Annotated in this window: 13 protein-coding genes, 2 tRNA genes and 2 pseudogenes; 2 read left to right on the top strand and 15 right to left on the bottom strand. The window is 35.5% G+C overall.

The genetic code is table 11. The annotated features are described in order from the left end of the window. Positions 1–87: 87 nt before the first annotated feature. From arsC to FC37_RS07595, 12 genes and pseudogenes are all read right to left on the bottom strand, one after another. The gene (arsC, locus tag FC37_RS07645) at positions 88–489 is read right to left on the bottom strand and encodes an arsenate reductase (thioredoxin) (RefSeq protein ID WP_025006038.1); all 402 of its coding nucleotides are present in this window, start codon (positions 487–489) and stop codon (positions 88–90) included. Next, positions 489–1,526: an ACR3 family arsenite efflux transporter gene (gene arsB, locus FC37_RS07640; protein WP_025006039.1), complete on the bottom strand. Its 1,038-nt coding sequence runs from the start codon at positions 1,524–1,526 to the stop codon at positions 489–491. Before arsB ends, arsC begins: the two co-directional genes overlap by 1 nt. 61 nt (positions 1,527–1,587) lie before the next feature. Further along, a complete protein-coding gene (locus tag FC37_RS07635) occupies positions 1,588–1,899 on the bottom strand; it encodes an ArsR/SmtB family transcription factor (RefSeq protein WP_025006040.1) in 312 nt (103 codons plus the stop codon). A 109-nt stretch (positions 1,900–2,008) separates the two neighbouring features. After that, on the bottom strand, positions 2,009–2,710 hold the full coding sequence (locus FC37_RS07630; protein ID WP_025006041.1) for a GntR family transcriptional regulator: 702 nt from the start codon (positions 2,708–2,710) through the stop codon (positions 2,009–2,011). A gap of 88 nt (positions 2,711–2,798) precedes the next feature. Further along, entirely contained in the window at positions 2,799–3,914 is a 1,116-nt protein-coding gene (locus FC37_RS07625; RefSeq protein ID WP_025006042.1) for a hypothetical protein, read from the bottom strand. A gap of 117 nt (positions 3,915–4,031) precedes the next feature. Beyond that, a pseudogene (locus FC37_RS07620) lies at positions 4,032–5,357 on the bottom strand (peptide ABC transporter substrate-binding protein). Beyond that, positions 5,318–5,656: a hypothetical protein gene (locus FC37_RS10850; protein ID WP_236697304.1), complete on the bottom strand. Its 339-nt coding sequence runs from the start codon at positions 5,654–5,656 to the stop codon at positions 5,318–5,320. Before FC37_RS10850 ends, FC37_RS07620 begins: the two are co-directional and overlap by 40 nt. A gap of 149 nt (positions 5,657–5,805) precedes the next feature. Beyond that, positions 5,806–5,877 (bottom strand) — tRNA-Gln (locus FC37_RS07615). A gap of 34 nt (positions 5,878–5,911) precedes the next feature. After that, positions 5,912–5,993: transfer RNA gene (locus FC37_RS07610), tRNA-Tyr, on the bottom strand. A gap of 73 nt (positions 5,994–6,066) precedes the next feature. Next, on the bottom strand, positions 6,067–6,576 hold the full coding sequence (locus FC37_RS07605) for a hypothetical protein (protein ID WP_236697303.1): 510 nt from the start codon (positions 6,574–6,576) through the stop codon (positions 6,067–6,069). A gap of 140 nt (positions 6,577–6,716) precedes the next feature. After that, positions 6,717–8,192 (bottom strand): SLAP domain-containing protein, encoded by a 1,476-nt coding sequence (locus FC37_RS07600; RefSeq protein ID WP_056945587.1) that lies wholly within the window; start codon positions 8,190–8,192, stop codon positions 6,717–6,719. 326 nt (positions 8,193–8,518) lie between these two features. Further along, complete coding sequence (locus FC37_RS07595; protein WP_025006044.1) at positions 8,519–9,352, bottom strand: MurR/RpiR family transcriptional regulator; 834 nt, start codon at positions 9,350–9,352, stop codon at positions 8,519–8,521. A gap of 152 nt (positions 9,353–9,504) precedes the next feature. On the opposite strand from FC37_RS07595, the gene FC37_RS07590 reads away from it, so the two are divergent. Together FC37_RS07590 and FC37_RS07585 are read left to right on the top strand one after the other, a co-directional pair. Further along, positions 9,505–10,188 carry a ribose-5-phosphate isomerase A gene (locus tag FC37_RS07590; protein ID WP_056945586.1) on the top strand — a complete coding sequence of 228 codons (684 nt, stop codon included), beginning with the start codon at positions 9,505–9,507 and terminating at the stop codon, positions 10,186–10,188. Beyond that, positions 10,175–11,164, top strand: coding sequence for a Gfo/Idh/MocA family protein (locus tag FC37_RS07585; protein WP_056945585.1), 990 nt, complete (start codon positions 10,175–10,177; stop codon positions 11,162–11,164). Before FC37_RS07590 ends, FC37_RS07585 begins: the two co-directional genes overlap by 14 nt. A 55-nt stretch (positions 11,165–11,219) precedes the next feature. Here the strand turns inward: FC37_RS07585 and FC37_RS10845 are convergent. From FC37_RS10845 to FC37_RS10090, 3 genes and pseudogenes are all read right to left on the bottom strand, one after another. After that, a pseudogene (locus FC37_RS10845) lies at positions 11,220–11,441 on the bottom strand (aminotransferase class I/II-fold pyridoxal phosphate-dependent enzyme); the annotation flags it as partial. Positions 11,442–11,809: 368 nt separating this feature from the next. Continuing rightward, the gene (locus FC37_RS07580) at positions 11,810–13,030 is read right to left on the bottom strand and encodes a tyrosine-type recombinase/integrase (RefSeq protein WP_025006045.1); all 1,221 of its coding nucleotides are present in this window, start codon (positions 13,028–13,030) and stop codon (positions 11,810–11,812) included. A 257-nt stretch (positions 13,031–13,287) separates the two neighbouring features. Continuing rightward, positions 13,288–14,247 (bottom strand): helix-turn-helix domain-containing protein, encoded by a 960-nt coding sequence (locus FC37_RS10090; RefSeq protein ID WP_082603681.1) that lies wholly within the window; start codon positions 14,245–14,247, stop codon positions 13,288–13,290. Between the last annotated feature and the right edge of the window lie 101 nt (positions 14,248–14,348).

Raw genomic sequence — 14,348 nt, 5'->3', positions numbered from 1 at the left:
TTAAATTTAGACATAGTAAAAGACCTAAAAGTGTCTCACTTTTAGGTCTCACTTCAAATTGTGAATAAGGTTGGAGTTTTATTTTATCTATTCCAAACTAGCTACAAGCTTCTTAATTTCATCACGAACCTGACGAAAGACCACCATCTTTTGTTCAGGCGTTCCCTGCGTTTGCGCCGGATCAATCAAAGGCCAATGAAGACTTGTCGTTTGAGGCGACAAGGCTGGACAACGATCTCGTGCATCCCCACACAAGGTAACCACAAGATCAGCCGACTTCAGATAATCTGGATCGATTATCTTAGACTTTTGTTTACTAATATCTACGCCATCTTCAGCCATTGCTTTAACCGCATATGGATTCAAGCCGTGCTTTTCAATCCCTGCACTTCTAACTTCGTATTTACCCTTTAACAGTATCTTGCCATAGCCTTCTGCCATCTGGCTGCGACAGGAATTACCAGTGCATAAAAAGTATATTTTCTTCATTATTTGTAGTATCTCCTCTTAATCCACAATGCTACATCTACTAGCAAAATCATAACTGGTACTTCTACCATAGGTCCAACTACTGCAGCAAATGCTTCACCGGAGTTTAAGCCAAAGATACCAACAGTTACTGCAACTGCAAGTTCAAAGTTGTTACTTGAAGCAGTAAATGCTTGTGTTGCAGAAATTGGATAGCTAGTATGAGTCTTTTTAGCAATCCAAAAAGTAATAAAGAACATCAATACAAAGTAAAGTAACAAAGGAACAGCTACTCTAACGGCATCAAGTGGCAACTGTACAACCTTAACTCCTTTAACAGAAAACATTAATACAATGGTGAAAAGCAATGCCCATGTTGTTATTCTGCTAATTTTAGGAACATACTTATATTCAAACCAATCTTTACCTTTAGACTTAATAATAAGATATCTAGATCCTATTCCTAGGATAAACGGAATACCCAAGTAAATAAAGACAGTTTTAGCAATTTCACTCATCGTAATGTTAAGGGTTTTAGTTTGAATTCCAAAGAACTTAGGCAATACACTGATAAAAAAGTACGCATAAACAGAATAAAAAATAATTTGGAAAATAGAATTTAAAGCAACTAAGCCAGCAGCATAGTCGTTATTCCCTTGTGCTAACTCATTCCACACAATTACCATGGCAATGCATCGTGCAAGTCCGATCATGATCAAGCCAACCATATAATTAGGATAATTATGAAGAAAAATAATCGCTAATGCAAACATCAATAAAGGACCAACAATCCAGTTTTGAATTAAAGAAAAAGCAAGCTCTTTCTTATCTCTAAAGCCATCCCCCATTTTGTCGTAATTAACCTTAGTCAAAGGTGGATACAACATCAAAATCAAACCAATTGCGATCGGTATCGAAGTTGTTCCTACCGACCAACCATTAATTAGTCTAGGAAATGATGGAAAAACAAAACTGATCACGATTCCCAATGCCATAGCTAAAAACACCCATAAAGTCATGCAGCGATCCATGAAGGATAAGCTTTTTGACGTATTCATAATAATTAAAAACTCCCTCTCTATATAGATAATCGTCTATGTATAATTCAAAATAAAAGGATTAACAGTCCTCTTCAGCATCCTTACAAATACATTGTTTAGAATCTGATAATATTTCAGTTAATCCATTAATAATTACCGTTGATTTTTCTGGGTTTAATGAATAGTAGTGCCACTTCCCCCGCTTTTGCACTAATATCAGCCCATAATTTTCTAATACCTTCATATGATGTGAAAGTGTAGGCTGAGTAAAATCGAAATGATCAAGAATATCACAAGCACACATCTCACCACATGAAAGTAAGTTCAAAATCTTAAGACGATTTGGTTCTGCAACAACTTTCAATAAGTTTGCTAATTTTTGGTAATCCATTTATATCTCCTTTAATGCATAGACGATCATCTATATGTTAACACGCTAAAGATAAAAATAAAAAAGCATTTATCACTAACATATACGATATTAGGATAGATGCTTATTACTACTTAGAGAAAGTGAATTCAAATCTTTCGGCAACATAGCGAGCACGCGTATATTCAAATGGTTGTCCAGATGCCAGTTCAGTAACCTGACGTCTAGTAATTAAAGCTTCGCCCTTCTTGGCCTTCAATAAACGCGCATCTTGTTCATTAGCAATAGCCGCAGAAATGTGTTCCGTTACTTTGCCAATTTCAAAACCGCTACGCTTTTCCAAGGTTTCATACAAATGGCTAGAAATATCTTCTTTAGAAAAGTCTTTAACCAAATAATATGGCACCGTAACTACTTCATAACAAATTGGAATATCATCTGCATAACGAATTCTTTCCATGCGCAATACATTTTCATCCTGGTTAAGAGCTAAGCGTTCTTTTTCAGATAAAGATGGATTCCCTACTTGATAGGAAATTAATTTACTTGAAGGTACTTGGCCATTAGCTTTGGTAATTTCAGTAAACGACATGATACCAGACATTTTTTCTTGCACTTTTTGACTGGCAACATAAGTCCCGCTACCTAGTCGGCGTTCAAGAATTCCTTCTTCTTCCAATGTTTTAATTGCTTGGCGCAAAGTCATCCGTGAAACGCCAAAGCGCACTGATAGCTGGCGTTCTGCTGGAATTCGGTCCCCTACTTTATAAACGTGGTTTTCAATATCGCGTTTAATCTGGTTGTGGATCTTGATGTACATTGGTTCTTCCATAACTACACCCCCAAAGTTTAATACCAATTATTATTATATGCTAAATTGGTCTAGATTGCATTTCATACACTAAGTTAATTTTGCCTGATTATTTTTTCTTAGCGGTCCAGTGCATCCCTAAAATATAAACGTTTGGACGCTTATTATATTCCACATTCAATGTATCAGTTTGCGCAGCTAAGACGTTGGTCTTTAATTTAGCTTCGTCCTGCACTGCCAAATCCGCCTGGTTAGGATGAAGAATTAAATCATGGCCATTCAATTGAGCATGTCCACTTAAGGCTAAAAAATATTCATAATTCATATTTCCGATAAAGGTTACCCGCGTAGCCTCACAACTGCTCTTATCTTGAAAATCAGCATGCTCCATCACAATGGAATTATTCATTGTCACCTTAGCCTCATCAACTACGATCATGCGATCAATAGTTGAATTTTGAATAATAGTATGCGTCTTTTTATCGATATAAATCCCACCGTTAAATTTGCTATTAACGATGTTGCTCCAACAATCATCACTTAGATAAAGGCATGAATCATCCTTAGCAGTAAGAGTACTATTAAGCATATTCATCCAAGTTTGGCCGTGCAATAACACATAATCGACCTCAGAGTTATTGAGATCTAATTCCGCATTTGTTTTCAAAAAGGTATTGATACTGCCGCGAATATTAGAATTATTAATAATTGCCGTTCCGTGCCCTTCAAGAGCTAGAGCACAATAATTTTCAGATGGATAATCAATTTGTGAATCATTCATCTCTAAACGAAAATCTGCATTTTCGTACATAGAAACAGATCCACCAGTTATCTTAGTTGAATAAAGTTCAAGAGTCACTTTACCATTAATGGCAATAGCTGCCGTATCTGTACCATACCCCTTAACACAACAGTTTCTTAAAGTAACGTAACCGTTAGTTTCTATTGGTACAAAAATACTATTATTATCTGTTGTCGTATTCACGCAGAGATTTTCTAATGTGACATAACGACTATCTTCCGAAACGCTGATGTTACCATAAATAGTTGTATCCTCAGCTAAACTACCAGTTCCTTTAATTGTAATATCGGTTAATTCTCGACCTCTAGGCAAATAATAATATCCGGGTCCCAACATCAATACATCATCGGCACGCAAATCATTTAATGCATCATGCCAACTAGTAGCGCTGCTAGAGCCGCCAACTCTAATTATTCTAGCCATAAATAATCCTTTCTAGTCAAAAGTCAGCCTCTATTTTACCTGTTTTTTCTTTTAAGGCGCAATTTTATATTTTACACCAAAAGAGCAAACGCTTTGAAGCATTTGCTCAATTACATCTTATTTAATTTTTACATTCCAATAATATGCGACATTACCGTAAGGTGACAATTGGAAACCAGTCACTTTCTTATTAAGTAGGTATGATACACCAGCTTGATAAAGCGGTGCCGCAAAAGCATCCTTCTTGATCAATTGATTTTCGGCATTGATCAAAGCTTGTAATCTCTTCTTTGGGTTAGTAGCATAAGTGGTTTTAGCCATATCAATTTGATGCCAGAAATTATCATTATGATAATCTGGTTGCAGGTTAAATAAACCACCCACCGTCAAGAAATCAAGCGGATCTTCATAACTAGGCCGCCAAGTACCAAAGACAAAATCATAATTATGATTAGTGGTATTAGCTAACCGTGATTTAAGTGGAATCGATTTAACTGTTAAATTAAGACCTGGAAGATTCTTCATCAAATTACTTTGAATGAATTCACCAACACGCTTAGAATCATCAACGTCAGAGGTTAATAATTCTAGGTTAATCTTTTCCTTGCCCAATTCTTTTTTGCCTAAGTTCCATTCCTTACGAGCATTCTCAGGATTATAAGTTACTAAATCACCTGCATCTTGGCGGTAATCTTTACCAGTTGACTGATCAGTAATAAAGTCAAGACGCTACAATACCATTAGCTGCTTTACCTTGATGCAAAATAGTTTTAACCAATTGCGCTTATCGATCGCTTGACTAATAGCTCGACGAATATGAACATTACCGGTTACTTTCTTTTTAATATTGAATGAAAGGTAACCATTTGTTGGCGTTATACGCGTATGAAAATTAGGATTCTTTTCATATTGCTTAACAAAATCCGAAGTTAAAGCCGCATAGTCAAGTTGACCACTTCTAAAGAGGTTCACTCCTGTCGATGGTGTTTGTACCACTTGAACGTTGACTTTATTTAAAGCAATATCTTTCTTATTCCAATAATTAGGATTCTTTTTATATACCCACTTTAAGTTGGAGCCAGTCCAACCGGTAACTGTAAATGATCCATTATAAACTAAATTCTTACTGCTAGTTCCATACTTAGAGCCTAACTTTTTAACGAGTTTAGTATTTTGTGGATAAAATTGTGCACCCTCTAAAATTTCTGGTAAATATGGTATAGGATAAGCCAAAGTAATCTGTAATTTATATTTACCTAACGCCTTAATTCCTAAAGAGTTAACTGGTGCCTTACCTTGTGTAATTTTAGTACCATTTTTAATAATCGCATAGCTATCACTATCTAATGAAGAATTTTTTGGATCTACAGTCCTGCGCCAAGCAGTTACATAATCCGTTGCAGTTACTGGATCTCCATTAGACCATTTTGCATTCTTACGCAAATCAAACGTATAGACGCGTTGATCTTTAGAATGCTTAACACTAGTAGCTCAGCTAAAATAGCTTTATTATTTTTATCAAATCGGTACAAACCTTCCATTGAATTCTGTAATACTTCTGAGCTAGTAGTATCACCATACTTACTTGAATCTAAAGTAGAAATTTCATTTGAGACGTAAGTATTCATTGTTTGAGTCTTAGCTTGAGATAATCCACTGTTAGAGGAACATGCAGCTAACACCAATCCCATTTCTATGACCATTAATCCGGAAAAAAATCGCTTAAATTTTTTAACTTCCATCTCCCCCTTTACTTACTTTTTGTATAATGCTAACATTTTATAAGTATACATTATGTTAGAAATGTTTCAAACAGCTTTAACTAAAAACGCAAAAAAGAAAAAGCACCATATGATGCTTTTTCTTTGGGTTGGGTGTTCTTTTAGAACTATTGGGTTAGCTGGATTCGAACCAGCGCATGATGGTACCAAAAACCATTGCCTTACCACTTGGCTATAACCCAATACCAGCTGAACTTTTTACTTGTCGTTCAACAATGGAGGAGGGTGGATTCGAACCGCCGAACTCAGAGAGAGCGGTTTTACAGACCGCCGCGTTTAGCCACTTCGCTACTCCTCCGTTAGCTGACTTAATTATAATAACTAATATCCAGGTAAAATGCAAGGGTATTTTCAATTTTTTTGCAAATAAATTAATCCTTTTGACGTAAAACCACATATTGCCGCAACTTAGGATATTCCAATAATAAATATGTATCATAAGTCCAACTAGAACTAACGTTGAGTACCCAAATGAACCAAGAACTCTTATTGGTGAACATGACAATACTAGAAATATCTCGTAAGATTTCAATAATCAGTTTTTCTGATAGTTCTGTTTTATCCATTTCTGCACCGTAGAACAATTCGACCAGAATACCAAGAATGAAGATAATAATCCAACCAACTAAGTAATGCCCACCTCTTTTAATTTTAACTTTAGGTAATCCTAGCTTATCTTTTTCATTACTAATCTTAACTTTAACATTGCGTGTTTGAAACAGTCCTATTGCAATACCAAACAAAATCAAGAACAACGTAACAAGCATAGTTAGAGGTGTAAAATTTTGACCTATGCCTAAAATCATCATAATCGCAGAATATAGCGGAATGATAATCAATGATAATCTGGTCGCTGTTTCATACTCAAGCGTAGTTTTCAAAAAAGAATAAATCAAGATAATTAAAAATATCCATAAGCTAATAACTTTGCCTCTTATTACTTAATACATTTCTTTAATTGTACAGCAAAAAAGCCGATGCATTTTTACACCGACTTTTTCGTTTATTTAAATTCTACTTTTTAATAGAAGTTTACAGCCTTGATGTAACGCTTGTTGTTGTTTCTGCAACCTTCAATTCTGTAGTACTTCTTGCCATTCTTGAATCTGTATGAAGCACCGTAAGTAGTTACAGTTTGACCCTTGTACATCTTACCAGTACCCGGGGTACGACGGTATGATGACCAGTAAATGTAGGCATTGTGACGCAACTTACGTTGAGTACCAGTAATGTTAGTTACACGAACGTATTCGTCCTTGTTAGCTACCTTGTAGTAAGTCTTACCGTTGATAGTTACAATAGTTGGAACAATTTCAATGTCATTGTAAGCATAGTACATGTGACCTAAGTAGTTACCGTTCTTGTCGTAAGCTCTTGAGTCAACCATTACTGGCAAAGTCTTGGTGTTAGTATCACCAGCTGGCTTAACAAGCGATGAGGTCTTAACCCAAATGTTGCTTGAATTGGCATCTGACTTAGACTTAGTTGAAACTTGTGAGTATGATACGTTATCAATAGTTCTAGTTTGGTCAGCAACGTAAACTTGATCGCCATCCTTAAAGGTGGTTGAGCCACTTAAAACATTATTAGCATAAATTCTATAAGTTGCGATTGAACTTGCGCCATTAGCATATAGAGTTTGCTTTTGACTTGAAGTAATCAAAACAGTATATGTTGCAGTGGTCTTCTTACCTGTTAAACCAGTAGCGGTCAAAGTTACATTGTAGTAACGACCAGCTTCTGAAGTGTTAACAGGATTTGAAGTTGCTTCGAGTGAAGCAGCAGTATTATTATTGCTGTTTTGTACAGCTGAAATAATAACTGGCTCACCATTACTATTTACGAAATTAGTTGGATTAAATTGTGAACCAACGGCTACTTGGAATATTTGACCATTAACACTGCCCTTGCTTTGACCATTCAATGACCAATTGATCACTGGATTTTGAGTAGTATCTGTAGTTGAACTTGGACCTGAAACTACAACTGGGATTTGCACAGTAGCTGTTTGTGTAGAAGTAGAACCTGTACCAGTTAAAGTAAGATTGAAATCACTAGTTGGTACTGCAGTAATATTCTTGTTATCTTTATCAAGAGTTACGCCTGCATTCTTAAGAATAGCAGCAACTTCACTATCTTTAAGGCTAACTTTTTCTCCGCTAGCATTATTTGTACTGAAGAAAACCAATCCTAAATCATTAATTGACTTAGTAACGCTAGCTACAGTATCTTTAACCTTAATAGAAATAGTAGTTGGTACAATATTAGCTGTTTTATCGGTAGTACTTGCAGCGTCAATTACTTGATTGCCATATGTAAAGTATGATCGATCAGTTGGCTTAGCTGTTGTTGCTGTAGTAGTTGTTGTGGTACCAGTAGTATTAGTTACAGTACCTAAACTAATAGCAGCGTTAACCGGAACAGCTGAAGCTGCAACTGGAGCAACTGCCAACAAAGCAGCAGCAGCCATACTTACAATTCTTGTATTCTTTTTCATAATTATGTGGCCTTTCCTTTCTGAAACAGAAATTCATCCTAAGCAGTAGGTTTTATCTCCTTCTGCTTGTGAAATAATTATAGCATGTTACGAACCTGATTACTAAAAACAGGATCGACTCGTGTGTGTGATCTTAAGAATACCTCCTAAAATCACCAGTAACACTGTACCTTCTATTTGTTAAACTGTAGTTACCGTACTCTTACAATTAAGATTCAAAGCGTTACATTTTTGTGAAATTTTAAACAAGTTATTGATTTCTGACTGACTTTATGTGTGTTAAGAAAGGGTAATTTTCACATCTGTTCGCTTGAAAAATTGTAATTTTAGATTTTTTGATTAGAAATGATCGCTTCATGTTCTTTTATATGTTCAACTCGTCCTGCATCCCTCGCAATAAGCAACAAATACAACGCTTCAATCATCGTCATACTTGCCACCCGTGAGAAATAATACTGCGACTGCATCACTGTCTGCCGGACTGCCGTCTTCAAATGCACATCAGCTAATAGCGCAATCGGCGAATCAGCACGATTGGTGATCGCAATCACCTGCATCCCTTTTTGTTTAGCTACCTTAATTTGCTTAATGATTCCAGCCGCTTCACCTGAATTTGAAATCACCAGTAAACAATCCTTTTTATTCAGATTCATTGTCTGTGCAATCGCCGTTTCAATCGTGCCGCCCGAATCAATCGCTAACAAGCCAATCTGATTAAATTTATACACTGCATCAGCAGCCACTGGATAAGTATCGCCTTCTGCACTAACCTGCACAATTCTGCTTTCAGTCAAAAGCCGCAATACCCGATCTAATTTGGCTTCAGTCACATTCTCCAAAGTCGCCTTAATCTCTGCGACTTTATTTTTTTCAATTAATTCCAAGTTAGCACTAGCATCATCACGTGACATATTTTGAAGTGAAACACTTTCAGTCGCATTCTGGGCTAATTGAATTTTCAAATCGTGAAACCCCGTTAAATTCAAATTATGACAAAAGCGTGTCACCGAAGCATCACTTACTCCAGCTTCAGTTGCTAATTTTGAAATCGTGTAATTTACTACCTGTTCAGGTTGTTTTAGGACTACTTGAGCAATCTTTTGATCACTGGCTGACATTGTAGATAATTCGCTATAGATTGTATCGATAATTTTAGTCATTATTTTCACCTTTTCTGTGCCAAAATTATATCATCTCTGTAATTAATTTTCATAGTTTTATTTTTCAAGAAAATAAATTTATAATTTGATTGACGAAAATCATTTACCAAGTTAATATATGCTTGTAAATAATTTTCGCAGGAGAAAACAAAATGAAAATTAATTCAATAAGTGAACTAGCCTTGAGTAAAATCAAGCCGAAAATGACTATTTCTCTTGGTGGCGGAAGCACTGTATTTAAACTAGCTCAAGCTATTGCGCAGCATAACTTGAACATCACATTATATTCTCCATCCGAACTTACTTGCTTTAAGTGCAAAGAACTCGGATTAGAACTCCTTCCTTCTACTGTCGCAACCAAGATCGATATAGCCTTCGACGGCTGCGACAGTATCGATAAGAATTTTAACGTTTTAAAAAGTTTAGGTGGAATTCATCTTTTTGAAAAGCAAGCAGCCCAAATTGCCAAGCAGTTTATCCTCCTCTTGCCTAGTGAAAGAATACAACCTGTTTTGAATCCGAAGATTCCGCTTTGTCTTGAAGTGTCACCACCATGTGTTAATCAAGTGCAGAAATATTTAAGCAATTTGCATTTGACTAGCAAGATTCGCCAAGATAAGTCAGTAGCAATTTTCACTCGTACGCCTTTGGGCAACTACTTAATTGATGTATTTAACGAAGATTGGCACAATATTTCTGAACTTAATCGCAAAATTTGTTTACAAAATGGCGTAGTCAGCTCTTCGCTATTTGAAGACTTAGCTACTTCATTAATTACTGAAAAAGATGGAAAAATTATTGAACTCAAGAGAGGTAATAATCATGAAAAAATTTAATTGGGGAATTATCGGTACTGGCTGGATTGCACACGACATGGCTGACGCCTTGAACAAAGTCAACGGTGAAATTTATGCTGCCGCCAATCCCAATGAAGAAGCACTGCATGTCTTTGTCCAAGAAAAGCACGTGCAACATGCTTTCACTAATCCTGATGAAATGATCAACGATCCTAACATTGATATCATCTACATCGCTACCCCGCACACTTTCCACTACGATTACATTAAGAAGGCCCTCAATGCGGGCAAACACGTCTTTTGTGAAAAAGCAATTACCGTCAATGCGCGCCAATTTGATGAGGTAGCTCAATTAGCTAAAGAGAAGCGACTAATCTTAATGGAAGGTTTTACCCTTTATCACATGCCAATCTACCCAAAGATGCAAGATCTGATTAAAGCGGGCAAATTTGGCGAAATTAAAATGATCCAAATTAATTTTGGCTCACTCAAGGACTACGATCCGCAGAATCGCTTCTTTAATAAAGACCTTGCTGGTGGTGCATTGCTGGATATTGGTGGCTATGCAACAGCCTTTGCTATCAGCTTTATGGATGAATATCCTGAAAGTATCAACACCACGGTGAAATTCTTTGAAACTGGCGTTGACGAAGAAAGCGGCATCATTTTGAGGAATTCAAAAGGTCAAATGGCAGTGATGTCCCTCTCAATGCGGGCGAAGCAGCCTAAGCGTGGTTTAGTTTCGGGTACCAAAGGTTATTTTGAAATCAATCAATACCCACGCGGCACTGAAGCGGACATTACTTACACCCAGAGTGCCCATGAAGAAAGCTATGATAAGGTGACTGCTGGGGAGGCTGACCAAGCACTTGAATATGAAGTCACTGATTTTCAAAAGTATATTGAACAAGGTCATGACGAAGGCGAATTAGAAAAATCTCGCATGATCGCCCATATTTTAACCAGTATTAGAACTGCCTGGGGCATGACTTATCCATTTGATAATGAGGAATAATTAGAATTTAAAAAAAAGGGATCGATGCACGAACATCGGTCCTTTTGATTTGCAACTATTTCTTATTTTCTACAACATATTTTTCTAATCGCTTCAAGCCTTCCTTGATTTGCTCCATCGAAGTTGCATAAGACAAACGGATGTATCCTGCACCGCCTTTAGCAAAAAATGATCCAGCAATTACGGCAACATGTCCCTTTTCAGTTAAGTCATAAATGAACTTGGTATCAGCCTGCTCTAATCCTGCCGAAATTTTGGCAAAAATGTAAAAGGCACCTTAAAAGCTAAAATCTGGCCTGGCTTTTGTTCAACTAATCCCTTTTTCATATGCTTTGTTAAGTCAACCATACTAGTCACCTCATAATGTAAATAAGAGCAAAATTAAAGTTAACTTAAATATAAGCACTTCTTCGTTTCTTGTCAAAGCATTTTCAATTTTAAATACAAAAAAGATCAAGCTCACCGCTTGATCTCACCTATTGGGTTAGCTGGGTTCAATAACCTAACGTTAGAAACCGCATTATATTAAGCTTTACGCATAATCATCTAAAATGTTGCCACCTAATGTTGCCACCTTTCACATAAAAACCAACCAAAATTTAACTAAAAAATGTTGCCACCTAGTCCAAAAATGTTGCCACCTAATTACTCAGCACGATGCATAAATTTTGCAAAGTCCATAGCCGTTTCTTCTTCACGTTGTTTAGTTAGGTGAGTATATATATCAATGGTAGTTGTAATTTTTTCATGTCCTAGCCTTGCTTTTGCCTCTTCTACTGGAATCCTAGCATCAAACAATAGGGATGCATGTGTGTGCCTGAATCCGTGTAAATTGATATGAGGTAAGCCCGCCTTTTTAGCTATTGCATCATTCCAAGTGAATGCAGTTGTTTCAGACATTGGAAAATTAGTTGGATAGTTGTGTTTCATGCCCTCAAACAAATATAAATTATTAACGGCTTTGCTATTGTTTATCCCAATAGGAATAACGTTAGCATCGTTTCTTTCTCTTAATTGTTCATGTTGCCACTCTTTCAAAACCTCTATTGTTTCATCATCAAGAGAAATAGTTCTAACACTTGCCTTTGTTTTTGGTGTTTGGATTAAACAGCGGTTATTAAGCCCTTTTGATACAGTCTTATTAATAGTCAACGTATGATTAATAAAATCAACGTCTCGCCACTGTAGTGCGAGCGCCTCGCCACGTCTTAAACCACCATAGCCTAGTATTTGAAAGAATGCATAGGCTTTTAATTTATATTCTTTTGCGTATTCTAGGAATATTTTTAGCTCTTTTTTCGTGTAAAACTTTTTAGAGCGCTTTTCAGTATATAGGCGTTCAACGTCCTTTTCGTCTTTTTTCTGTTTTGGACGTATTACCTTATCCATTGGACTGGATGAAATTAACTCTAAATGTTCAGCATATTTAAATACATCGTTAGCATAACGGATATACCGTTTAAAGGTTTTAGGCGCTTGCTTAAACCATTTATTAACGGCTTGTTGGCACTTTACCACTGTAATTTCATCAACGTACATGTTACCTAATTCTGGTAAAACATGCCCTTCTAATATACGAATAGTAGTTGCTAATGTGCTTTCTTTAACTCCATTAGCATAAACATTAATCCATTTACGATAGACTTCTTTAAATCTAACGTGTTTCGGCTTTTCTGTTACGTATGTACCATTCTTTAAATCATGCTTAATTGAAATATAAGCATTTTCAGCCTCATTTAACGATTTAAAGCCTTTTTTACGAATGAAATTAGATTGACCGTTAGCCTTATATTTACCAGCATAAATTCTAATTTGATAACGAGTTTTCCCGCTTTTAGTTTTGTATTTCTTAATATCATTGTTCATAGTTTTTAGCCTCTGATTTTTTCAGTGGTGCAAATAGACTTGTCAAAAGACTTTAACTATAACCAATATTAAAAAGATGCCTCACATTAGAGAAAAACCGCTCAAATAAAGCATTAATTTATATTTCTAAATAATATATTTACGTTTATAAATGTATTACTGATTATCTAGGCTCTATATGCTGAATGCATCCCACATATGAGGGATGCACAACAACAGAAAGATTTTTATTAATACGGTCGTGCCTTGCAACTGTATTATTTTTTATTTTTGTATTGTTCTAAATACTCGTTTATTTCTTTTGGCACGGGTTTATTCTTTTGAACCAAATACTCTTTTACAATAGGAACCCACTCAAAAAGCTCACGTGATTCCATCTTAGATAATTTATTGTATAAGTCATCATCATGCTGTACTAAATTACTTATTGCCAAATAAGTTCTACGATTTAACAATTCATTTGAAAGCTCATTTACATCAACTTTTTCAAGGCTATTATTTAGTATATCCCTTGTTTTATTTAAATAATGTATATATTCATCAAATTGATTCCTCATACTTTTAGAATCTTTGCAAAATAAAAGATTTCTTTCAAAAGCTGTAAATCGATTTAACAATTCTGAACCTATACTTTTTTCAATGGATAAGCCTAATGCGGTCTGAAACTCTTGCAAAGTATGTGCTTGAATTTTTGAGCTCAATGCATATATCAGCCTACCAGCTTTACTATTAGATTGATAAATATATCTATTAACTTTTTCCACTGTCCTTGTATCATTAAGCAAAAAAGAAAAATACTTTTCAAAATATTTATTTTTTTGTTCACTATTTTTTAGTTTTATTTCGTCAATAGATGGCACAAAGTCAGCATATTTAGAATACTCATTTATAGCGCTTTTCAATCTTTTAGAAGCACCATTTTTTAAGGAATCGTCATAACTATCAGCAAAATAAAATTCACTTAGTAACGAAAATAATACTTTCTTAGTTTTTGATGTAATAACGCTAAAATCTGGTTCTATACCCTGTAGGTATGAAACAGAAACCCCGAAAAAATCTGCTAGTTTTTGCCACGTTTCAAGTTTTGGCTCTGTATTATGATTCTCATAATTACTATAAGTACCACGTTTTATGCCTGTTCTGCTTTCAATATCGTCTAATGTATAACCATGGTTAATACGTAGTTCCTTTAATCTATTATTATTTTTAACCAACATAGTTCACCTTGCATCTTTCTATCTACTGATTTTATAACAAAATAACACTAATTTACACAAAGAATCTAAATTATTTAGATATTGACATCTAAAAAACTTAG

Origin of the sequence: Lactobacillus gallinarum DSM 10532 = JCM 2011, assembly GCF_001434975.1 — a bacterium.
Lineage (GTDB): Bacteria > Bacillota > Bacilli > Lactobacillales > Lactobacillaceae > Lactobacillus > Lactobacillus gallinarum.
The sequence above is the reverse complement of the archived record's forward strand: the minus strand, read 5'-3'. Positions and strand labels throughout refer to the sequence as shown.